Annotated in this window: 19 protein-coding genes and 2 pseudogenes; 14 read left to right on the forward strand and 7 right to left on the reverse strand. The window is 75.0% G+C overall.

Annotated elements, in window-relative coordinates:
- The first annotated feature begins 24 nt into the window (after positions 1-24).
- The 7 genes from EMA09_RS23535 (at position 25) to EMA09_RS23565 (ending at position 6,633) form a co-directional block, all read left to right on the forward strand.
- Positions 25-1,299, forward strand: a complete 1,275-nt coding sequence (locus EMA09_RS23535; RefSeq protein WP_129842974.1) for a type VII secretion protein EccE — start codon at positions 25-27, stop codon at positions 1,297-1,299.
- A complete protein-coding gene (locus EMA09_RS23540) occupies positions 1,296-1,976 on the forward strand; it encodes a hypothetical protein (RefSeq protein ID WP_240796531.1) in 681 nt (226 codons plus the stop codon). The genes EMA09_RS23535 and EMA09_RS23540 overlap by 4 nt, the downstream gene beginning before the upstream one ends.
- A gap of 68 nt (positions 1,977-2,044) precedes the next feature.
- Positions 2,045-2,968 carry an LLM class F420-dependent oxidoreductase gene (locus tag EMA09_RS23545; protein WP_129842975.1) on the forward strand — a complete coding sequence of 308 codons (924 nt, stop codon included), beginning with the start codon at positions 2,045-2,047 and terminating at the stop codon, positions 2,966-2,968.
- A gap of 44 nt (positions 2,969-3,012) precedes the next feature.
- Positions 3,013-3,876, forward strand: coding sequence for a homocysteine S-methyltransferase (mmuM, locus tag EMA09_RS23550; protein WP_129844213.1), 864 nt, complete (start codon positions 3,013-3,015; stop codon positions 3,874-3,876).
- Positions 3,877-4,016: 140 nt separating this feature from the next.
- On the forward strand, positions 4,017-4,745 hold the full coding sequence (locus tag EMA09_RS23555; protein WP_129842976.1) for a hypothetical protein: 729 nt from the start codon (positions 4,017-4,019) through the stop codon (positions 4,743-4,745).
- Positions 4,742-5,926 carry a histidine kinase gene (locus EMA09_RS23560; RefSeq protein WP_129842977.1) on the forward strand — a complete coding sequence of 395 codons (1,185 nt, stop codon included), beginning with the start codon at positions 4,742-4,744 and terminating at the stop codon, positions 5,924-5,926. The genes EMA09_RS23555 and EMA09_RS23560 overlap by 4 nt, the downstream gene beginning before the upstream one ends.
- Positions 5,914-6,633, forward strand: coding sequence for a response regulator transcription factor (locus tag EMA09_RS23565; RefSeq protein WP_129842978.1), 720 nt, complete (start codon positions 5,914-5,916; stop codon positions 6,631-6,633). The genes EMA09_RS23560 and EMA09_RS23565 overlap by 13 nt, the downstream gene beginning before the upstream one ends.
- Here the strand turns inward: EMA09_RS23565 and argF are convergent.
- Positions 6,626-7,626 (reverse strand): annotated as a pseudogene (gene argF / locus EMA09_RS23570) (ornithine carbamoyltransferase). The gene EMA09_RS23565 and the pseudogene argF sit on opposite strands and share 8 nt — an antisense overlap.
- A gap of 82 nt (positions 7,627-7,708) precedes the next feature.
- A pseudogene (locus EMA09_RS23575) lies at positions 7,709-8,957 on the reverse strand (arginine deiminase).
- A 99-nt stretch (positions 8,958-9,056) separates the two neighbouring features.
- On the opposite strand from EMA09_RS23575, the gene EMA09_RS23580 reads away from it, so the two are divergent.
- Complete coding sequence (locus EMA09_RS23580; protein WP_129842979.1) at positions 9,057-10,337, forward strand: Nramp family divalent metal transporter; 1,281 nt, start codon at positions 9,057-9,059, stop codon at positions 10,335-10,337.
- Positions 10,338-10,364: 27 nt separating this feature from the next.
- Here the strand turns inward: EMA09_RS23580 and EMA09_RS23585 are convergent, their stop codons facing one another.
- The 4 genes from EMA09_RS23585 to EMA09_RS23600 form a co-directional block, all read right to left on the reverse strand.
- Positions 10,365-10,598, reverse strand: coding sequence for a DUF3099 domain-containing protein (locus EMA09_RS23585; RefSeq protein WP_129842980.1), 234 nt, complete (start codon positions 10,596-10,598; stop codon positions 10,365-10,367).
- Positions 10,599-10,643: 45 nt separating this feature from the next.
- Positions 10,644-10,922, reverse strand: coding sequence for a hypothetical protein (locus EMA09_RS23590; protein ID WP_129842981.1), 279 nt, complete (start codon positions 10,920-10,922; stop codon positions 10,644-10,646).
- A 238-nt stretch (positions 10,923-11,160) separates the two neighbouring features.
- A complete protein-coding gene (locus EMA09_RS23595) occupies positions 11,161-11,886 on the reverse strand; it encodes a cation transporter (RefSeq protein WP_129842982.1) in 726 nt (241 codons plus the stop codon).
- On the reverse strand, positions 11,886-12,221 hold the full coding sequence (locus tag EMA09_RS23600) for a metalloregulator ArsR/SmtB family transcription factor (protein ID WP_129842983.1): 336 nt from the start codon (positions 12,219-12,221) through the stop codon (positions 11,886-11,888). Before EMA09_RS23600 ends, EMA09_RS23595 begins: the two co-directional genes overlap by 1 nt.
- Before the next feature lie 254 nt (positions 12,222-12,475).
- On the opposite strand from EMA09_RS23600, the gene EMA09_RS23605 reads away from it, so the two are divergent.
- The 5 genes from EMA09_RS23605 (at position 12,476) to EMA09_RS23625 (ending at position 16,811) form a co-directional block, all read left to right on the forward strand.
- A complete protein-coding gene (locus EMA09_RS23605; protein ID WP_129842984.1) occupies positions 12,476-13,261 on the forward strand; it encodes a hypothetical protein in 786 nt (261 codons plus the stop codon).
- Positions 13,258-13,959, forward strand: a complete 702-nt coding sequence (locus EMA09_RS23610) for a tRNA-dependent cyclodipeptide synthase (RefSeq protein WP_129842985.1) — start codon at positions 13,258-13,260, stop codon at positions 13,957-13,959. The genes EMA09_RS23605 and EMA09_RS23610 overlap by 4 nt, the downstream gene beginning before the upstream one ends.
- On the forward strand, positions 13,956-14,867 hold the full coding sequence (locus EMA09_RS23615; protein ID WP_129842986.1) for a squalene/phytoene synthase family protein: 912 nt from the start codon (positions 13,956-13,958) through the stop codon (positions 14,865-14,867). Before EMA09_RS23610 ends, EMA09_RS23615 begins: the two co-directional genes overlap by 4 nt.
- Before the next feature lie 124 nt (positions 14,868-14,991).
- Entirely contained in the window at positions 14,992-15,531 is a 540-nt protein-coding gene (locus EMA09_RS23620; protein ID WP_129842987.1) for a winged helix-turn-helix domain-containing protein, read from the forward strand.
- Positions 15,528-16,811, forward strand: coding sequence for an MFS transporter (locus EMA09_RS23625; RefSeq protein WP_240796532.1), 1,284 nt, complete (start codon positions 15,528-15,530; stop codon positions 16,809-16,811). The genes EMA09_RS23620 and EMA09_RS23625 overlap by 4 nt, the downstream gene beginning before the upstream one ends.
- A 126-nt stretch (positions 16,812-16,937) precedes the next feature.
- On the opposite strand, the gene EMA09_RS23630 is transcribed toward EMA09_RS23625, so the two are convergent.
- Positions 16,938-17,360, reverse strand: a complete 423-nt coding sequence (locus tag EMA09_RS23630; protein ID WP_129842988.1) for a hypothetical protein — start codon at positions 17,358-17,360, stop codon at positions 16,938-16,940.
- A 623-nt stretch (positions 17,361-17,983) separates the two neighbouring features.
- Between EMA09_RS23630 and EMA09_RS23635 the strand changes: the two genes are divergently transcribed.
- Positions 17,984-19,864, forward strand: a complete 1,881-nt coding sequence (locus EMA09_RS23635) for a hypothetical protein (RefSeq protein WP_129842989.1) — start codon at positions 17,984-17,986, stop codon at positions 19,862-19,864.
- Positions 19,865-19,885: the final 21 nt, after the last annotated feature.

Genomic DNA, 19,885 nt, shown 5'->3' on the forward strand with positions numbered 1-19,885 from the left:
GAGGACCAGGAGAGGAGAACGCGCATGAAGGCCGCGCGAAACCGTCGGGGCGGTACCGCCGGTGCCGTCCCGCAGGGTGCACGCCGTGAGCCGGTGCGCTTCGGGCGTGGCCGGCTCGTGGCCGTCGAGGCCGGGCTCGGCGGGATCGCCACCGGCGTCGCCCTCCAGAGCACCTGGGGCTGGACCCTGACCGGCGCGGGCGCCCTCGTCGTCGCCGGCGGTCTTGCGCGCCTGCGCGGCCAGTGGGCCGACCAGCGTCTCCTGGACGGGCAGCGGCGGCGCGCCCTCGCGGCCCCCCCGCCCGCCGCCGGGCGGCCGGCCGGCGACGGCGATCTCGGCGTCGTCCACACCCTGCTGCCCTCGCTCGACGTCACCGAGGTCGCCGACCGCAACGCGGCGGGCGCCGGGCGCGCCGGCCAGGCACTCCCCGGCGGCACGCAGGGCCTCGGCGTCCTGGCGGACGGGCGCGGCTGCGCGGCCGTCGTCGCCTTCCCCGGCGGCACGCTGCCCGCGCTGCCGGCGGGGGAGATCGGCCGCTGGCTCGCGGAGGACCCGGCGCGGCCGGCCGCTGCGCAGCTCGTCGTCGAGCAGTTCGGCCTGCCCCCGTGGGACTTCCACTACCGCTACCAGCCGACCGTCGCCTACCGGCAGCTGCCGACCGGCGGCCGGCCGATCGCCGTGCGGTCGTGGCTGGTCGTGCGGTACGAGCCGTTCGACGCGCCCGAGGCCGCCGACCGGCGCGGCGGCGGCACCCCCGGCGCGCGCGCCGCGCTCGCGGCCGCGACCGCGCGCCTGCGCGCCCGTCTGGAGAGCCTGGGCGCCCCCGGGGTACCGCTCAACGGCGACGCCCTGCGCGCCCTGCTCCGGCAGACCGGCGACGCCTCGGGCGAGGGCCGCGCCCTGCCGGGGAGCTGGGCGGGCAACGCCGCCACCCACTGCACGGTCACCGCCGAGGTCCGCACCCAGGCCGACTGGGGCCGGCTGCTGACCGGCCTCGCGTCCTGCACGGCCGACCGTGTCGTCACCGCCGCGACCCTGACGCGCGAGGGCGGCGGCCTGCGGGTCGTCACCGCCGTCCGGGTCGTGTCCACCGCCGCCCAGCACGCGGCGGCCGAACGGGACCGGCTCATCGCCACCGGGCTGGTCGGCCCGCCTGCCGCCGACCAGGCGGCGGGGCTGCTCGCGACGCTGCCGGTGGCGTACCCGTCCCGGTCCCTCGTCGAGGCCACCGGGCTCTTCGGCGGCGGGCCGGCCGCACCGGCCGGCGCCACCGCCACGGCAGGCAGGAGTGCCCGATGACGACGCCCGACCTCACCACCCTGCCCGCCACCACGTGGGAGGACCCCGCCCCGGCCGTGCCGCTGCTGTACCCGGCACAGGCCGGCGTCCACCTCGGGACCGACCGGCAGGGCCGCGCCGTCGCGCTGCCCGCGCCGGGGCCGGCGGGCATCCGCATCGCCGTCCTCGGGGAGTCGCTGTTCGGCCGGCTGTTCGCGCTGCGGCTCCTCGCCGTCGGCGCGTGCGTGACCGCGGCGACGCGTGCCCCGGCGCAGTGGGCCGGCATCCGGCAGGCGGCCGGCGACCGGCTCGTCATCGCCGGACACACCGGCGCCTGGCCGCCGCAGCCCGCCGCGCCGCCGACCGTCGACTCCGGGCCGCAGGCCCTCGTGTGCGACCTGCGGCGCGCCCCCCACACGGCGCTCGCGGCCGGGCCGTGGCGCACGGTCGTCCACGTGACGCGGACGGCGCCGCGGCGGTCGGCGTTCTGGGCGGCGGCGGAGGCCGTGCTGGCGCTGGACGCGCAGTTCGCCGACGCCGTGGAGCAGGTCCTCGGCACCGACGCGGCGCGTGTGGCGGCCGGGCTGACGCCGGGCGAGATCGTCGTCTTCCACCGCGGCGGCGGGTGCGACGTCCTGCGCCCGGACATCTCGCCGGGCGAGACGGCGCTGCTCACCCCGGGCCGCCCCCCGGCCTGATCCCGTGCCCCGCGCCGCTCCCGTACGGCCGCGCGGGGCGCGCGGGACGTCCGGGCAGAATGGGGCGCATGGATCTGCGCATCTTCACCGAACCCCAGCAGGGCGCCTCGTACGACACCCTCCTGACCGTCGCCAAGGCCACCGAGGACCTGGGCTTCGACGCCTTCTTCCGCTCCGACCACTACCTGCACATGGGCGACGGCGACGGCCTCCCGGGCCCGACCGACGCCTGGATCACCCTGGCCGGCCTCGCGCGGGAGACCAGCCGCATCCGGCTCGGCACGCTGATGACGGCCGCCACGTTCCGGCTGCCCGGCGTGCTGGCGATCCAGGTGGCGCAGGTCGACGCCATGTCCGGCGGTCGGGTCGAACTGGGCCTGGGCGCCGGCTGGTTCGCCGAGGAGCACACGGCGTACGGCATCCCGTTCCCGAAGGCCAAGTTCCCGCGCCTGGAGGAGCAGCTCGCGATCGTCACCGGGCTGTGGGCGACGCCGGTGGGGGAGACGTTCTCCCACGAGGGCGAGCACTACCGGCTCACCGACTCGCCCGCGCTGCCGAAGCCGGCGCAGGCGAAGGTCCCGGTGCTGATCGGCGGCATGGGCAAGGAGACGACGCCGCGCCTGGCCGCCCGTTACGCGGACGAGTTCAACATCCCGTTCGGGTCGGTCGAGGACAGCGCCGCGCAGTTCGGGCGGGTGCGGGAGGCGGCCGAGAAGGCGGGGCGCGCCCCCGGTGACCTGGTGTACTCCAACGCGCTCGTGGCCTGCGTGGGCAAGGACGACGCGGAGGTCGCACGGCGCGCGGCGGCCATCGGGCGCGACGTGGAGGAGCTGAAGCGCAACGGTCTCGCCGGCACGCCGGGTGAGGTCGTGGAGCGGATCGGCCGGTTCGCCGAGATCGGCTCGTCCCGCATCTACTTCCAGATCCTCGACCTGTCCGACCTCGACCACCTCGACGTGATCGCGTCGCAGGTCGCGCCGCAGCTTTCGTGACCGGGGCGCCGCACGCCGCCGCCTTGCCGCTCGGGGACCGCGCGGTGGTCCTCGACGGCGGGCTGTCCGACGAGCTGGCCGCCCGGGGGCACGACCTGTCGGGCGGCCTGTGGACGGCGCGGCTCCTCGCCGAGGACCCCGGCGCGCTGCTCGCCGCGCACCGGGCGTACCTGGCGGCGGGCGCCGAGGTGCTGACGACGGCCAGCTACCAGGCGTCGTTCGGCGGGTTCGCGCGGTGGGGCGCGGACCGCGCGGCGGCGGAGCGGCTGTTCGGGGAGAGCGTCCGGCTCGCCAGGCGGGCGGCGGCGGGGCGGCGGGCGTGGGTGGCGGCGTCGGTCGGGCCGTACGGCGCGGTCCTCGCGGACGGCGGGGAGTACCGGGGCCGGTACGGGCTGTCCGTCGCCGAGCTGACGCGCTTCCACCGGCCGCGCATCGAGGCGCTTGCTGCGGCGGGACCCGACGTCCTGGCGCTGGAGACCGTGCCGGACGTGGACGAGGCGGAGGCGCTGCTGCGGGCCGCCGAGGGCTGCGGGGTGCCGGTGTGGCTGTCGTACACGGTCGCCGGCGGCCGTACGCGGGCCGGGCAGCCGCTCGCCGATGCGTTCGCCGTGGCGGCGGGGAACGCGCAGGTGCTCGCGGTGGGGGTGAACTGCTGCGCGCCCGGCGAGGTGGCCCCGGCCGTGCGGCTCGCGGCGGAGGTGACGGGCCGGTCGGCCGTCGCGTATCCGAACAGTGGTGAGGCGTGGGACGTGGAGCGCGGGCGGTGGCACGGTCCCGCGGGCCTTGCCGGGGATGCGGCGGGGGAGGCGGCCGTGGCGTGGCGGGCGGCGGGCGCCCGGCTGATCGGGGGGTGCTGCCGGGTGGGTCCCGCGGCGATCGCCCGGATGGCGGCGGCGCTCGCGGCGTGAGCGGTCCGACCATCGGCGGGCGGAAAGCGACTTTGGATGACTGTGCGCAAGGGGGGCGGCGGCCTACGGTCGTGGTGTCGGTGACGCCCGGTGGAAAAGCTTCGGGCGGGCCGTGGGCACAGCAGGGGAGGAGGGTCGTGATGAGCGGCGTCGAGAGGTGGAGCGACGGCGGGCCGGGCGACGGCAGCGGCATCGGGGGCACGGTGCTCGGGCTGCCGCGCGCGGACCGGGCGGTGCTCGTCGTCGGCGGCCCGCTCCTCGGCGTTCTCGTCGGCGCCGTCCTGCCCCCGGTCGCGGACTGGGCGGTGTCCCTGCCCCATGTCCCGATGCGGGCGCCGCTGGAGTTCGCCGCCTCGTGGCGCAGCGGATGGTCGGCCGTCGTGGCCGGCTGCGCGGGGCTGCTCGCCGGCCTCGGCCTGGCCGTCGTCGCCGTGGCGACCAGTCTCAAGGTCACCGTGACGGACGCCGCGCTGAGCATCCGGCGGGACGAGGATGTGCGCGCCATAGGCAGGGCCGAGGTCGAGGCCGTCTTCCTCGACGGGAAGCGGCTGGTCGTGCTCGACGGCGCGTCCCGCCATCTGCTGCGGGAGGTGACGGAGGCCCGGCCCGCCGACGTGGCCCGTGCGTTCACCGCCCACGGCTACCCCTGGCTCGACGCCGACCCCTACGCGGACCTGTACCGGCGCTGGGTGCCCGGGACGCCCGACCTGCCCACCGGGGCGCACGCCCTGCTGAAGGCGCGGGAGGCGGCCCTCGGCAAGCGCGCCCACGACGACGCCCGCGAGCTGCGCGAGGGCGTCGAGGCCCTGGGCTTCACCGTCCGGGAGGAATCCGGCCGGCAGTTCTGGCGCCCCCTGGTGCTCCCATGAGGCGGACCCACCGGCAGGACCGGATCACCGACGCCCTCTGCGTCGTCCTGGCGCTGTGCCTGGGCGCGGCTCTCGCCGCGGAGGCGGTGGACAGCGGCCGGCAGGGGCCGCCCTGGTACGTGCTGCTGTGCCTGGCGCTGACCATGGGGAGCTGTGTCGTCCTGTGGTGGCGCCGTGGCCGGCCCGTCGCCGTCGCCGTCCCGGTCGTCGTGGCCTCGGCGGTGACCGACTGGGGGGCCGGCGCCGTGCTGGTGGCCGTGTTCACCGTGGCCGTGCACCGGCCGTGGCGCCAGGCGGCCGCCGTCTTCTGCGGCGCCGTCGCCGCCTCCGGCGTCTTCGGGGCGCTGCGGCCCGACCCGGCCCTCACCGCGGAGGGTCTCGGGGTGGCCGGGCAGGTGGTGGCCGTCGTCCTGGTGACCGCTGTGGCCACCACCCCGTTCGCCGCCTGGGGGATGGTCGTCCGCGCGCGCCGCGAGGTCGTGGACTCGCTCCGCGACCGGGCCGAGCGCGCCGAGGCGGAGGCGGCGCTGCGGGCGGAGCAGATCCGCGGCCGGGAGCGCGAGCACATCGCCCGCGAGATGCACGATGTGCTGGCCCACCGCATCACGCTGCTCAGCCTGCACGCGGGCGCGCTGGAGGTCCGGCCCGACATGGCGCGGGAGCAGGTCGCCGCCGTCGCCGGCACCATCCGCGCGAGCGCCCACCAGGCGCTGGAGGACCTCCGCGAGATCCTCGGCGTCCTGCGGGCGGGGCCGGATACCGCGGTGCGTCCGCAGCCGGGCGTCGGCGAGATCGCGGCGCTGGTCGCCGAGGCGGTGGCGGCCGGCGCGCCCGTCGCCCTGGAGGACCGGCTGCCGGCCGGCGCGGCCCCTGCGCCCGCCGTCGGCCGCACGGCCTACCGCGTCGTCCAGGAGGGCCTGACCAACGCCCGCAAGCACGCGCCGGGCTGTCGCGCCGATGTGCTGCTCGACCGCTCGGCGGACGGCCGGCTGCTCGTGCGGGTGACCAACCCCCTGGCCGATCCCGGGGCGCCGGTGTCCGTGCCCGGCGGGCAGGCGGGTCTCGTCGGGCTGGGGGAGCGGGTGCGGCTCGCGGGCGGCCGCCTCGAGCACGGCGTCCATCGCCACCCGGGCGGCGGCGTCGTCTTCCGATTGGAGGCGTGGTTGCCGTGGACGGAGTGATCCGCGTGGTCGTCGCGGACGACGACGCGCTGGTGCGGGCCGGCCTGGTGCTGATCCTGGGCGCCGACCCGGGCATCGAGGTGGTGGCCGAGGCCGGGGACGGCGAGGCGGCCGTCGCGGCGGTCCGCGCGCACCGGCCGGATGTCGTGCTGATGGACATCCGGATGCCCCGGATGGACGGCCTGGCCGCCACCGAGGCGGTGCGGGCGGGCGGCGCGGGGCCGGCCGTCGTCGTCCTGACCACGTTCAACACCGACGCCCATGTCCTGGGGGCGCTGCGGGCGGGGGCGAGCGGCTTCCTGCTGAAGGACGTGCCGCCCACCGACTTCCTGAACGCCGTCCGGACCGTGGCCCGGGGCGAGTCGATGCTCTCCCCGGCCGTCACCACCCGCCTGATCGGCCATGTGCTCAGGGGCGGCGGGGACACGGAGCGGGACCGGCGCGCCCGCCGGGCACGCTCGGCGCTCGCCGCGCTCAGCGACCGCGAGCGGGACGTCGCCCTCGCCGTCGGCCGCGGCGGGTCGAACGCGGACATCGCCCGGGAGCTGTTCATGTCCGTGCCCACGGTGAAGACGTACGTGTCCCGCATCCTCGGCAAGCTGGAGTGCGACAACCGCGTCCAGGTCGCCATCCTCGTGCACGAGGCCGGGCTCGGCGACGCGGGGAGCGCCGGCGGCCCGGCCGGGGAGCGGGGATCCGTCAGGTGAGGGTGGCGACCATGAGGGCCTTGATGGTGTGCAGCCGGTTCTCGGCCTGGTCGAAGACGACCGACCGGTCCGACTCGAACACCTCGTCCGACACCTCCAGGTGCGTGAGCCCGTGCCGGGTGTGCACCTGCCGCGCCACCTCGGTGCCCAGGTCGTGGAAGGCGGGCAGGCAGTGGAGGAACTTGGCGTCCGCCTTCCCCGTGGCGTCCAGCACGTCGGCGGTCACGGCGTACGGGCGCAGGAGCGCGATCCGCTCGTCCCACATCTCCGCCGGTTCGCCGAGCGACACCCACACGTCCGTGGTGACGAAGTCGGCGCCCCGCACGCCCTCGGTCACGTCCTCCGTCAGGGTCACCCGGGCACCCGTCCGCTCGGCGAGCCGCCGGGCCTCGGCCCGGACCGCCTCGTCCGGCCACAGCGCGCGGGGGCCACGATCCGCACGTCCATGCCGAGGAGGGCGCCGGTGACGAGGTAGGAGTTGCCCATGTTGTTGCGGGCGTCGCCGAGGTAGGCGAAGGCGAGCCGCTCCACCGGGCGGCCCCCGCCGTGCTCCAGCATCGTCAGCACGTCCGCCAGCATCTGCGTCGGGTGCCAGTCGTCCGTCAGGCCGTTGTAGACCGGCACGCCGGCGTGGGCGGCCAGCTCCTCGACGGTCGCCTGCGCCTTCCCCCGGTACAGGATCGCGTCGAACAGCCTGCCGAGGACCCGGGCCGTGTCCTTCGGGGACTCCTTGTAGCCGATGTGGGAGCCCGCCGGGTCGAGGTAGGTGGTGGACGCGCCCTGGTCCGCCGCGCCGACCTCGAAGGACGTGCGCGTCCTCGTGGAGCTCTTCTCGAAGATCAGCGCGATGTTCTTCCCGCGCAGCCGCTGCTCCTCCGTGCCGGAGCGGCGGGCGGCCTTCAGCTCGCCGGCGAGGGACACCAGGGACAGGAACTCCTCGGCGGAGAGGTCGAGCTCTCTGAGGAGGTGGCGGCCAGTGAGGTTCGAGGCCATGACGGCTCCGTAGGTCGGACGGCTGGGGCAGAAATGGAAGTATATACATCAGGCCACATGGTTATGCAGGGTGGTGGGTGCGTCACACGGCGTCCCGCTCCACCGGGCAGCTCATGCACCGCGGACCGCCCCGCCCCGGCCCAGCTCGCTCCCCGGGATTTCCAGCACCTCGAAGCCCTGCGCCCGCAGATGCTCGTTCGCCGTCACGGTCCGCTCGTACGCGATCACGACGCCCGGCTCCACCGCCAGCACGTTGCAGCCGTCGTCCCACTGCTCGCGCTCCGCCGCGTGCACGTCCTGCCACGGCGTCAGCACCCGGATGCGGTCGAGGCCCAGCGCCGCCGCGATCGCCCGGTGCATGTGCTCGGGCGCGTGGTCCGTGACCGCCAGCTCACTCCCGCCCGCACCCGGCTCGATGGTGTAGGAGCGCAGCATTCCGAGCCCCGCGTACTGGGTGAACGTCTCCCCGTCCACCATGGTCAGCACCGTGTCCAGGTGCATGAAGGCCCGCCGCTTCGGCAGGTCGAGCGCGACGATCCGCCGCGCCGAGCCGGCGGCGAACAGCCGCCGCGCCAGCAGCTCCACCGCCTGCGGCGTGGTCCGCTCGCTCATCCCGACGAGGACCGCGCCGTTCCCGATCACCAGCACATCACCGCCCTCGATCGTCGACGGCTGCGCACCGTGCCCCTCCGCCCAGTACCGGAACCCGCCGCCGTCCCCCGCGTGCCCCGGCCCTCGCCCGCGAACAGCGGGTGGTGGCCGTACACCGCCTCGAAGTGCACGCTCTCCCGCTGCCGCGCCGGCCAGCGCATCGCGTTGATCGCCACCCCGTCGTAGACCCACGCCGACGCGTCCCGCGTGAACAGGTGGTTCGGCAGCGGCGGCACCAGGAAGTCGTCGGGGGCCATCACATGGAACCGCACCGAGACCGGCTCCGGGTGCCGCTCAAGGTACTCCCGCTTGGTCATCCCCCCGATCAGCGCCTCGGCCAGCTCCCGCGTCGGGAGCCCGTCGAACGCCGCACGCAGCCGGCCGGTCGCCAGCGGCCCGTACTCCCGCTCGTCGAACACCCGGTCGAGCACCAGCGCGCGGGCCGCGGGGACCTCCAGCGTCCGTGCCAGCAGATCGCCGAACAGCAGCACCTCCACCCCCCGCTCCCGCAGCACCCCGGCGAACACGTCGTGCTCCTCCTGCGCCCGCCGCACCCACAGCAGGTCGTCGAAGAGCAGGTCGTCCTTGTTGCTCGGCGTGAGCCGCTTGAGTTCCAGGCCGGGCCGGTGCAGGATCACGCGGCGCAGCCGTCCGGTCTCCGAGTCGACGTGGAAGGTCATGCCCCCATTGGACCACCGGGACCGCGTCCGGCCGGGATCCGCGGAAAAAGCATTCGCACATGCATTGTCGTGCCCACGATCCCCGGGCAGGATTCCCCCGTGGCAGCAGCGCGCGAGAACACCGCTCCCGACATCACCCCCACCACCCGCTGGCGGCTCATCGGCCCCGGCCTGGTCGTCGCGGCCACCGGCGTGGGCGCCGGCGACCTGGTGGCCACCGCCGTGGCCGGCGAACGGTTCGGCTACACACTCGTCTGGGCGGCCGTCCTCGGCTGCCTGATCAAGATATCCCTGGCCGAGGCCACCGGCCGCTGGCACCTGGCCACCGGCCGCACCATGTTCGACGGCTGGCAGTCCCTCGGCCGCTGGGCCGTCTGGTACTTCGCCGTCTACTGCGTCATCTGGGGCTTCGTCTACGGCGCGACCGCCATGTCGTCGAGCGGCCTGCCGCTGGCGGCGCTGTTCCCCGACGGGCCGTCACTGCGCACCTGGGGCATCCTGACCGGGCTGCTCGGCCTGGTCTGCGTCTGGTTCAACCGGTACGCGGTCGTCGAGAAGCTGATGATGGTCTTCGTCGGCGTCATGTTCGTCGTGGTCGTCGGCATCGCGATCCGCGTCGCGCCCGACCTCGGCGCGCTCGGCGCCGGCCTGTGGCCCACCCTGCCGGACGGCTCCGTGCTCTACACGCTCAGTCTCATGGGCGGCGTCGGCGGCACCATCACCCTCGCCGCGTACGGCTACTGGGTCACCGCCAAGGGCTGGACCGGCCCCCGCTGGATCCCCATGATGCGGCTGGACAACCGCGTCGCCTACGCCACGACCGGCCTGTTCGTCGTCGCGATGCTGATCATCGGCGCCGAGCTGCTGCACTCCGCCGACGTCGCGCTGGCCAAGGGCGACCGGGGGCTGCTGGACGTCGGCGACGTCCTGGAGGACCGGTTCGGCGGGGCCACGGCGAAGCTGTTCCTGGTCGGCTTCTTCGCCGCCTCGTTCAGTTCGGTGATCGGCGTCTGGCACGGCGTGAGCCTGCTGTTCACGGACTTCGTCGGCCGGCTGCGCCCCGACGTGTCGGCGCGCGCCGCGTCGGACCGGGAGGGCGACCGGGAGAAGTCCTGGCCCTTCCGCGCCTACCTGCTGTGGCTGACGTTCCCGCCGATGGCGCTGCTGTGGCTGGACCAGCCCATCGGCCTCATCATCACCTACGGCGTGCTCGGCGCGTTCTTCATGCCGTTCCTCGCGCTGACGCTCCTGTGGATGCTGAACACCGACCGCGTCGCGAGGGAGTGGCGCAACGGCGTCCTGAGCAACGTGATGCTGGGCGGGGCGGGCGTCCTGTTCGTGGTGCTGTGCGTGCAGCAGGTGCGCGACCTGCCCTGGTGACCCGAGTCGGCGGGCCTCCGGCTCGGGTCACCAGCGGTCGCGCCCGCCCCCGCGTCGGTCGTCGCGCTCGTCCCACCAGGGGTCGTCCGGTCCGCGCCGGTTCGCCGTGATGGCGGCGAGCGGCGGGATCGCGGCGGCCACCACACACATCCCGATGGCCAGCGGCACCGACCACAGGCGCACCAGTGCCCCGGCCCCGACGAACAGGAGGAGACACACCGTCATCAGGGCGAAGTACCTGCGGCGCCTGCGTGCGTACATGCGTCCGACAGTAGACGCGCGCCCCCGGGCGGGGGCGCGCGAAACTCAGGACACGAAGGGCGCGGCCACCAGATACGGCAGGCTGCCGGCCAGCAGCCCCGCGAAGACGACGGTGGCCGTCATCGTGGCGGCACCGTCCTGCGCCCGCCGCGCGAGCAGCCCCGTCGCCACGAGCCCGGCGGCCCCGGCCAGCAGCTCCCACAGGACGAGATAGGGCGAGAGCAGCGCGGCCGCCAGGAAGACGGCGGCGAACAGATAACGTGCCCGCCGCGATGTCCTGCGGTCGATCCGGTGGTCCATCCGGTTGTCCAGCGCGTGATCCATGGTCGGACTCCTCAGCGTCGCCGGTCGTTCGCCGTTTTTCACATCCCCTCCCCACGAAACCGTCACCTCATGCCCGGGACCGGAATCGACCGGAGGCGCGCACTCCGGAACGGAACGGGACCCGTTCACGGACGAACCGGGTGCCCACCGCGACCGGACGACGCGGTCAGAACGCACGCCGCCCGTCCCGTCCACCGGTGGAGTGCTCTCGCGGGCGGATGCCCAGTGGCCCGGCCGTTCACCGCGTGGTGTCGGGAGCGCAGCAGGCGCAGCCGGCCGTGCGTTCGGCTCCTCCGCTCCGTTCCGCCGCTCCCGGCGGGACGGAGCAGCAGGAGTCCCCGTGCCAGGCGTCGACACCCTCCTTGACGGCCAGGGCGGCTATCGCGAGCGCCGCGACCGGGTCAGCCCAGGACCAGCCCAGGGCGGCGTTGGCCAGGAGCCCCGCCAGCAGCACGGCGGACAGGTAGGTGCACAGCAGCGTCTGCCTCGAATCGGCGACCGCCGAGGCCGAGCCGAGTTCCCGGCCGGCGCGTCGCTGGGCGGCCGACAGGAGCGGCATCACGACCAGGGAGGCGGCGGCGAGCACGATGCCGGGGCCGGAGGCGTGCGTCTCCTGATCGCCGGTCAGCGTGCGGACGGCGTCGAACGCCACGCAGGCGGCCAGTGCGAAGAACGCGACCGCGATGACCCGCAACGCGCGCGCCTCGCGTGCCTCGCGCACCGCGGGGTCGGTTGCCGAGAACTGCCAGGCGACCGCGGCGGCCGAGGAGACCTCGACCACCGAGTCGAGGCCGAAGCCGATCAGCGCGGACGAGGAGGCGACGGCGCCCGCGGTGATGGCGGCGACCGCCTCGACGACGTTGTAGGTGATGGTCGCCGCCACCAGCCACCTGATCCGCCGCGCCAGGACTGCCCGCCGCGCGGGTGACGGCCCGACCGTCAGGGGCATGGGTATGCCCGTCATCAGCAGCAGCCCTTCTCCTCCGCGTCCCGGCACGTGCGGTCCGCCGCCACCGCCACCACGGCGGCGCGCAGGTCGTCCAGCGCGTGCCCGAGCCGTTCGTCGGCCAGTTCGTAGCGGGTGCGCCGGCCCACCGGGACGGCGACGACCAGGCCGCAGTCCCGGAGGCAGGCCAGGTGGTTCGACAGCCTCGTGCGGGAGATCCCCAGCCGGTCGGCCAGGTCGGACGGGTGGGCGGGCGCCTCGCGCAGCGCGAGCAGCAGCCGGCAGCGGATCGGGTCGGCCAGCGCGCGACCGAACCGCGCCAGCACCTCGATGTCGGGAGCAATGGTCAGCACCCCGGTCACGTTAGTACACGAAAGCCTGAATTCATAGATTGATGGATCGTCCGGCGCCGACGGCCCCGGACACGCGCCGTTCCGCCGGGGCGGGTCCGGCGCGGGCGCCGGCGGGCGGTACGCGTCCGGGGCTCATGTCCGCGTCCCCGCGCCGCCCGGCGCTCTTGTGCGCTGTCGCGAAGGATGCGAACCCGGGAATGCCCTAGAGCGGGAGTTCCCATCGGCCGATGGGCGACACGTAGGGGCGTGACGGCATGGGCGGGATCGTCGCGGGCATCGCGGGGGAATCGGCCGCGACCGGGGAAGCCGTGGTCACGGACACGCTGCGCATGCTGCTGACCGTGCTGTGCGGGTTCTTCTGGACACTCACCTACGTGCTGGCGATCCGGACGGGCGTACGGGACCGCACCTACGCCGTCCCGATCGTCGCACTCGCGATGAACATCTGCTGGGAGTTCCAGTTCGTCTTCGTCCGGTCCACCGCGCACACGGCCGCCGCGACCGGCACCGCCCAGGCCGAGATCCTGATCGGCGCGGTCTGGTTCGTCGTCGACTGCGGACTCCTGTACACCGTGCTGCGCTTCGGCCCCCGCGAGTTCCCCTACCTCACGCACGGCCGGTTCATCGCCGCCTTCATCGCCGTGCTGGCCCTCGCCTACGCGGGACTCGACATTGCCGCCCGGCAGTACGACGACGGCAAGGCCGTCCTGACCAGCTACGGCATGAACGTCGCCATGTCCGGCCTCTTCCTCGCGATGCTCGCCGCACGGCGTTCGAGCCGGGGCCAGTCGCTCGGCATTGCCGCCGCCAAGCTCGTCGGCACCGCGGCGGCCTGCGCCGGCTGGTACCTGGACCCGTCCACCCACCCGGGACCCTGGCTGCCCTTCTGCTCGATCGCCTGCCTCCTGCTGGACCTCGCCTACCTCCTCGCGCTCTCCGCCGTCATCCGGGCGGAGCGGGGGCCGGCCGCGCGCACGCGCCAGGCCCCGCTTCCGGGGACCGCCGTGACAGCGCCTCCGGAAGGGACCGACGTCACATGACCGCAAGCAGTCCCGCACCCTTCGTCCCGGCCTTCACGACCGAGCCGCTGACGGACAACTGCGACCGCATCCTCAAGAGGGGGGACCACGCCCTGATCGGGGTGTCCCCGGGGAACAGCTACTTCAGCGAGAGCCGCATCACGGGACTCCTGACCTGGGCCGCCGCCCGCTGCCGCGCCGTGCACGTCATGATCCCGGACTCCGCGTTCACCCACACGCTGCTGGCCCTCGGGTACTCGCCCGGGCGGGCGCGGCGCAAGACGTCCTCCGAGGCGTCCCGCATCCGCAACCGGGTCGAACGCGCCGCGGCGGCCGCCGCGCTGCGCCCGGGCACCCTGACGGTCTTCCGGCTCGCCGAGATCGAGGCGTCGGCCGTCTACCGGGACCTGCTGCGGCGGGCGCAGGAGGCGTACCGCGACGACGCGGCGACCCGCGACAGCGTCGCGCGCGTCGTCGCACCGGTCCTCCGGGGCCATCTGGACGGTGCGAGCCCGACGGCCGATCAACTGGACGAGGCCGCCGCCTACCTGCTGGCGGAGACGCCTCTCCTCCTGGACACGCCGGGCCTGCTGGGCGTGCCGAGCTCGGCGGGGATCTACCACCGGCACGTGGCGTTCATCGACGACATCTACGCGGGGAAGGTGGCGCTGAGCCGGAGCGAGCGGCAGGCGTTCATCGTGACCCGGCCCGCCTCATGAGCGCCCGCGAACTCGACCTCGCCGGCATCCGCGAGCCGCTGCTGCGGGCGGCGTTCACCCGCTGCGAAACGATTCTTCGCACGGACGACCACGCGGCGCACTCCTGGCTGCGGAACCGCCTGCGCCCCGCCGTACGGCCGTACTGGGACGCGATGATCGCCTTCTGCGGCCACGCCGACGACCTGGCGGACGCGCCCGGCGTCGCTCCGGCGACGCGCCGGCGCCGGTACGACGCGTTCGCCGCTTCGTTCTTCCGCGTCCTGGCGGCCGGCGACACGGCGCTCGCCGGGCCGGACGACGGCGACGACACCGGCGCGGGCCGTCTCGTCTCCCTCGCCTTCGCGCACTTCGCACGGACGTGGCGGCTGGACGAGGCGGGCATCCGCGAGGCGAGCCGGGCGCTGCGCGCCGACATGGACCGCTCCGCCTACCCCACGCTGCGTGAGCTGGAGACGTACATGCACGGGGTGAGCGGGCAGCCGTCGCGCTGGCTCGCCGTCCTGCTGGAACCGGACGGCCGTCCGCCGTCGCGCGCGGCACAGCACGCCGCCGTCTCGTGGGGATTCGGGCTGCAGACGCTCGACTTCGTCCTCGACGTCGAGGAGGACACCCGCGTCGGCAAGGTGTACTTCCCGCTCGACGACCTGAGCGCGTGCGGACTCGGCCGCGACGACCTGGTGCGCGCCGTCGCCGCCCGGCGCGCCACCGGCCCGCTGCGCCGGGTCGTGGGAGCGCAGGTGGACCGCGCCCGTGCCTACTTCGCCACCGCCGGACGATGGCTCGCGGACGGGGACCGTCCGGGCTGGGCCCCGGTGCGCGCGTCACTGGCCGAGGGACTGCGCACGGCGGACCACATCGAGCGCTGCAACTACGACATCTTCCGCGCGACGACCTCACGGGACACGTGACAGGGCGCACCACGGACCCCGGGCACGAGCGGCCCCGGGTACGGGAAGTTCCGTTCCCGGCCCGCCGGAAGTCCGTGCCCGGAACCTCTTGCGCAATGGTCAAGAAACGTTGACCATTGGTCGCATGCCCACCGACGACCGTCCCGGGACGTTCCACGTCACCACCGACGAGCAGCTCCGCGCCGTCTCCAACCTCACCCGCCACCGCATCATGGCGGTGCTCCGCTTCGAACCCGCGACGATCACGCAGATCGCCGAACGGGTCGGCCTCGCGAAGGGGAGTTCCAGCTACCACGTGCGGCTGCTGGAGCGGGCCGGCCTCGTGAAGGTGGTGCGGACACGGAAGGTGCGGGGAGTCACCGAGCGGTACTACGCGATGGCCGCGCCGGAGATCGAGCTGCCGGACCCCGGCGAAGGAGGGCCGGACATGCTGATGCGCCACGCGGTGGCCGACCTGGAGGCGTCGCCCGCGGACGGCGAACGGCACGTCCGGATGGCTCATCTGCGGCTCACCGACGAGCAGTTCGCGGAGCTGGGAGCGCGGCTCCAGGCGCTGGCGGACGAGTACAGGGAACGGTCCGACCCGTCGCTCCCGGACACGTCGCTCGTCTTCGCGCTATTCCGCCCGGCACGGCGCGAGCAGGCCGAGGAGGACGCCGAGTGACCGCGGACATGAGCAAGCTGCCCACAGGGTTCGGACGCCTGTGGACCGCCCAGACGGTGTCCTCGCTCGGCGACGGGGTGTCGCACGCCGCGCTGCCCCTGATCGCGCTGACGCTGACACGGGATCCGATGGCGCTCGCCGTCGTCACCGCCGCCGGAACGCTGCCGTGGCTGCTCTTCGGCGTGCTCGGCGGCGCGCTGGTGGATCGCTGGGACCGTCGGCGCACCATGTGGGTCGCGGACGCGGCGCGCGCGGTGCTGCTCGTGATACCGGCGGCAGCGGCCGCGCTCGACGTGCTGAGCATTCCGCTGCTCGCGGCCGTCGCCTTCCTGCTCGGCCTCGGCGGGCTGTTCTTCGACACGGCCGCCACGGCCTACCTGCCGGACCTGCTCCGCCGCGACCCCGCGCTCCTGGAGCGCGCCAACTCCCGCCTGCGCGGCGCCCAGACCGCCATGTCCGGATTCGCCGGGCCACCGGCGGGCAGCGCGCTGCTCGCGCTCGGGCGGGCGGTTCCACTGCTCACCGACGCGGTGTCGTTCCTGTTCTCCGCGCTGCTCGTCCGTACGCTGCCCGCCGTGCCCCGGCCCGTGCCCGAGGTCCGCGAGTCGCTGCTCCGGCAGGCGCGGGTCGGAGCCTCGTACGTCTTCCGTGACCGTCTGCTGCTCGGCCTCGCGCTCCGCCCGGCGGTCGGGAACGTCGCCTTCCTCGCCGTGGAGACCGTCCTCGCCCTCTTCGCGCACGACCACCTGGGCATCGGCACGCAGGGCTTCGGCCTGCTCCTCACGGCGGAGGCCGCCGGCGGCCTGCTCGGCGCGGGCATCGCCTCCCGCCTCGGCCGGCGGCTCGGCACGGGCGCGGCGCTGACCTGCACGGCCGCGGTCGAGGGGCTTGCCGTCCTGGGCCTGGCCGGCGCCCCGAACCCGTACGCCGCCGGGCTGGCGCTCGCCGTCTGCGGGGCCGGCATGGGCGCCACGATGGTGCTCGCGCCCTCCCTGCGGCAGGCGATCGTCCCCGCCCACCTGATGGGCCGGGTCGCCTCCACCTCCCGCATGCTGGCCATGTGCGCCGCCCCCGTCGGAGCCTTCGTCGGCGGCTGGCTGGCCACCGCCTACGACATCCGCACCCCGCTCTACGCCGCCGCCGGTCTCCTTCTCACCATGACGGCCGTCACGGCGTCCATGACCAGCAACCGCCGGGTCGAGGCGGCGCTGCGTGCCGCCGCCCCGGACCGGGCGGTGACCGAGGAGCCCGCCCTGGCGAGCGCGCCCGACCCGGTGTGACGCCGAGTCGGGTCCGGGCACCGGACGGCAGCCGTATCCCGTCCGCCGGCGAGCGGCGTCTTCCGCACCGCACCCGCTCGCGCCCGGAGAGGTCCGTGGGTGCGGGAGAACTCGCGGGTCGGCCCGTCAGTCGGGCGAATCCGTTGGAAGGGCCGCGAGGCGGCGGGCTTCGGCGGCGACCTGGTCCACGGTCCTGTCGCCGTAGTCGAGGGTGTCGTACTCGTCGTCGAGTTCGGCGAGGCGCTCGGTCAGGGGCAGCTCATGTCCGTGATGCCGGTGGACCCAGGAGGTGAACTCCCGGGGAGTGAACTCCCCGGAGAGCGTGCGGCGGGCGAGTGCGCGGGCGGCGGCTTCGTGACCGGCCCTGCTGGCGACCGGATGGAAGGTGAGGCCGAGTTCGCCGAGTGCGGCGGGAAGCAGGTCGTGGACGTCGTGGACCGCCTCGGCGCGCGTGCAGGCGGCGAGGATCCGGAGGCCAGGGGTGTCGAGTCCGGCGACAAGCGCATCACAGGCGGCGTTCACCACATCGATCGCTGTGATCTCCCCCATGCTCCAGAGGGCGGCATGGTCCTGCAGGGCGATCGCTGCGGATTCGGTCGACGTAACTCGGCCAGGTTCCCTTCGCTACGCGTCCGGGGCGAGCGGATTTCATCGACGGTGTCGCTCGGCGGCTCGTTCCGGCAGTCGGTCGGGCCCGTGCGGCAGGGCCTCTCTGCAAGCCGCCGGTGCGATGGCCGAGCAGCGGGGCGGAGGCCGCGATGCCGTGTCTGGTGGGAGCGCGCCCAAGCCGAAGGGGTGCTTGCCGGGGCCGTCGATGGCGCTCGACCGGGACGTGCGTTCATTGAAAGTTGACCTTTGTGGTCCGGTGATTCCCGATGGCGCTGCTTTGCTCCGGCCGCCCCACGTGTGACCCGGATGGTCGGAGAGTGCCGTTGCGGCGAGCACGCCACGCTCTGCATCAGGTGGGACATCCGCTCCTGCGGACCGGTCGCCGCCGCGCCAGCCCTTCGCTCGAAGTGTCTCCGAAGGCAGATGAATCACGTGCGCGAAGAATGTTTAACGAGGGGCTCATGGTGTACGAACTCTCCTTTGTTGCACGAGTATTGACGTGATTTCAGCGCCCGCCCTACTGTCCCCCACGGCTCATGGAAGCGCTCCCACGGGGAGGTGGCATGCGACCGCGACTACGTCAGGACGTCAGATTCGCCGAGGGCACGGACGGGGACGTCCTCGTCCACGGCGACAACGGAAGCTGCACCCTCCGGGGCCGGGGCGCGTACCCGCTCCTGACCCGGCTGGCCCCGCTGCTGACCGGTGAACGCACCCTCGACGACCTCACCCGAGGGCTCCCCGGGCCGACACGGGACGTCATCACCGGGCTCGTGGACGCGCTCGCCGCCCAGGACTTCGTGGTGGACGCGCGCCCCGACCGCCCGCACACCCTCTCCGACGCCGAGACACGGACGTACGCCGACGAGATCGCGTTCATCGCCCACGCGGTGGACTCGCCCGAGCACCGCTTCGAGCGCGTGCGGCGCGCCCGCCTCGTCCTCGTGGCCCACGCCCCGGCGGCCGGCGCCGTGCTGGACGCCCTGGTCGGCGCGGCCCTCACGGCGGGGTGGCGCGACGTGCGCGTGGCCGGCGCCGATCCGCTCCGCGTCGAGGACATCGCGCGCCGCGCCCGGCGCGACCCCGCCCAGTCGGTCCGTGCCCTGCCGGCGGACACCGATCCGTTCGCCGCCCTTCCCGGCACGGTCGTCCTGCAGGTGGCCACGGAGACGGCCGACCTCGTCGACGGCTGCCGCGCCTGCCACCGCGGCGGCGCCGCCCTCGGGCAACTGCTCCTGCACCCCACCGAGGCGTGGCTGACGGAGGTCGGTCCACCCGCCCGCACACAGGCCGAGTCGGGCTGGCTCCGCCTGACCCCGCCCGCCGCCGGGGGACAGGCCGCGCCCGAGCTGCTGACCGGCTCCGTCCCGGCGCTGCTGGCAGGCCGGCTGACGCTCGCCGCGTTCTCCCACGTCACCGGCCTCGACAGACCCCGGCCGGCGGACGGTTCCCCGGCCGCCGTCCTGGTCCACGTGGACCTCCACAGCCTCGACTCCGTCCCCCACCGGGTGGTGCCCCATCCCTCGGCCGTCGCGGTCACGGCCCCCGCCCGGCGGTCGCCGTCCGGCGATGCGGAGATCCGCGCCCGGGTGGCGGAACTGGCCTCCCTGCCGCCCGTGCCGGCGGAGGAACTGCTGCGCCGCGCCGCCCCGCTCGTGGACGCCAGGACCGGACTGCTGCGCCTCCTCGACGAGGACGACCTCCCCCAGATCCCGCTCGCGGTGTGCCGCGCCGCGCTCGCGGACCGTGCCGCTCCCACGCTGCTCGGCTGGGGCACGGACCGTACGGAGGCACGCGCCCGCGCGGTCATGTCGGCCCTCGCCGCCCACGGGGTGGCCTCGGTGGACGGCGGCTCCGTCCTCGGCGTGGAGCCGGACACCGGCCGCCCGCGCGCCGTCCCCGCGAAGGCGCTGCGGGCCGTGGCGGGTACGGGCGTCGCGGGCGGCGCCACCTGGGCGGACGCACTGGCGGCGGCGCTGCGCGGAGCGTACGAGGGCGTGCTCGCGGAGCGCGTCGCGGCCGCCGGACCCACGGGACTCCCGCCGGCCGCGCCACTCCACGACGGCCTCACCGGACGGGCCGCCGAGCTGCGCCGCCTGCTCGCCGCCGCCGGCGCCGAGCCGTCGGTGCGGGACCTGACGCCGCCGCTCGGGCTGCCCGCGTTCGCCTTCCTCCAGGCCGGCCGGACGGTCGCGCTGACGTGCGCCGCCACACCGGACGACGCCGTCGCCGACGGTCTCGAACGGGTGCTGGCGCGCTGGCAGACCGGCGACGGCGCCGCGACGGCCGGACCGGTGCCGTGGCCGGTCGGCGGCGACCCGGCGGCCGCCGTCCCGGTGCTGGCCGAGGCCCTGCGGCGGGCGGGCCGTGTCCCGGTGGCCGTGCCGCTGGCGGACGGCCACGCGCTGCCGTTCACCGTGGCGGTGGTGAGCGCCGATGCCTGAGACGCCGAACGTTCCCGCTGC

Origin of the sequence: Streptomyces sp. RFCAC02, assembly GCF_004193175.1 — a bacterium.
Taxonomy (GTDB): Bacteria; Actinomycetota; Actinomycetes; order Streptomycetales; family Streptomycetaceae; genus Streptomyces.

What these genes read in the sequence shown, in the direction of transcription:
- EMA09_RS23535 (WP_129842974.1), top strand. Translation starts at nt 25, where the DNA reads ATGAAGGCCGCGCGAAACCGTCGGGGCGGTACCGCCGGTGCCGTCCCG.
- EMA09_RS23540 (WP_240796531.1), top strand. Translation starts at nt 1,296, where the DNA reads ATGACGACGCCCGACCTCACCACCCTGCCCGCCACCACGTGGGAGGAC.
- EMA09_RS23545 (WP_129842975.1), top strand. Translation starts at nt 2,045, where the DNA reads ATGGATCTGCGCATCTTCACCGAACCCCAGCAGGGCGCCTCGTACGAC.
- EMA09_RS23555 (WP_129842976.1), top strand. Translation starts at nt 4,017, where the DNA reads ATGAGCGGCGTCGAGAGGTGGAGCGACGGCGGGCCGGGCGACGGCAGC.
- EMA09_RS23560 (WP_129842977.1), top strand. Translation starts at nt 4,742, where the DNA reads ATGAGGCGGACCCACCGGCAGGACCGGATCACCGACGCCCTCTGCGTC.
- EMA09_RS23585 (WP_129842980.1), bottom strand. Translation starts at nt 10,598, where the DNA reads ATGTACGCACGCAGGCGCCGCAGGTACTTCGCCCTGATGACGGTGTGT.
- EMA09_RS23590 (WP_129842981.1), bottom strand. Translation starts at nt 10,922, where the DNA reads ATGGATCACGCGCTGGACAACCGGATGGACCACCGGATCGACCGCAGG.
- EMA09_RS23595 (WP_129842982.1), bottom strand. Translation starts at nt 11,886, where the DNA reads ATGACGGGCATACCCATGCCCCTGACGGTCGGGCCGTCACCCGCGCGG.
- EMA09_RS23605 (WP_129842984.1), top strand. Translation starts at nt 12,476, where the DNA reads ATGGGCGGGATCGTCGCGGGCATCGCGGGGGAATCGGCCGCGACCGGG.
- EMA09_RS23610 (WP_129842985.1), top strand. Translation starts at nt 13,258, where the DNA reads ATGACCGCAAGCAGTCCCGCACCCTTCGTCCCGGCCTTCACGACCGAG.
- EMA09_RS23615 (WP_129842986.1), top strand. Translation starts at nt 13,956, where the DNA reads ATGAGCGCCCGCGAACTCGACCTCGCCGGCATCCGCGAGCCGCTGCTG.
- EMA09_RS23620 (WP_129842987.1), top strand. Translation starts at nt 14,992, where the DNA reads ATGCCCACCGACGACCGTCCCGGGACGTTCCACGTCACCACCGACGAG.
- EMA09_RS23630 (WP_129842988.1), bottom strand. Translation starts at nt 17,360, where the DNA reads ATGGGGGAGATCACAGCGATCGATGTGGTGAACGCCGCCTGTGATGCG.
- EMA09_RS23635 (WP_129842989.1), top strand. Translation starts at nt 17,984, where the DNA reads ATGCGACCGCGACTACGTCAGGACGTCAGATTCGCCGAGGGCACGGAC.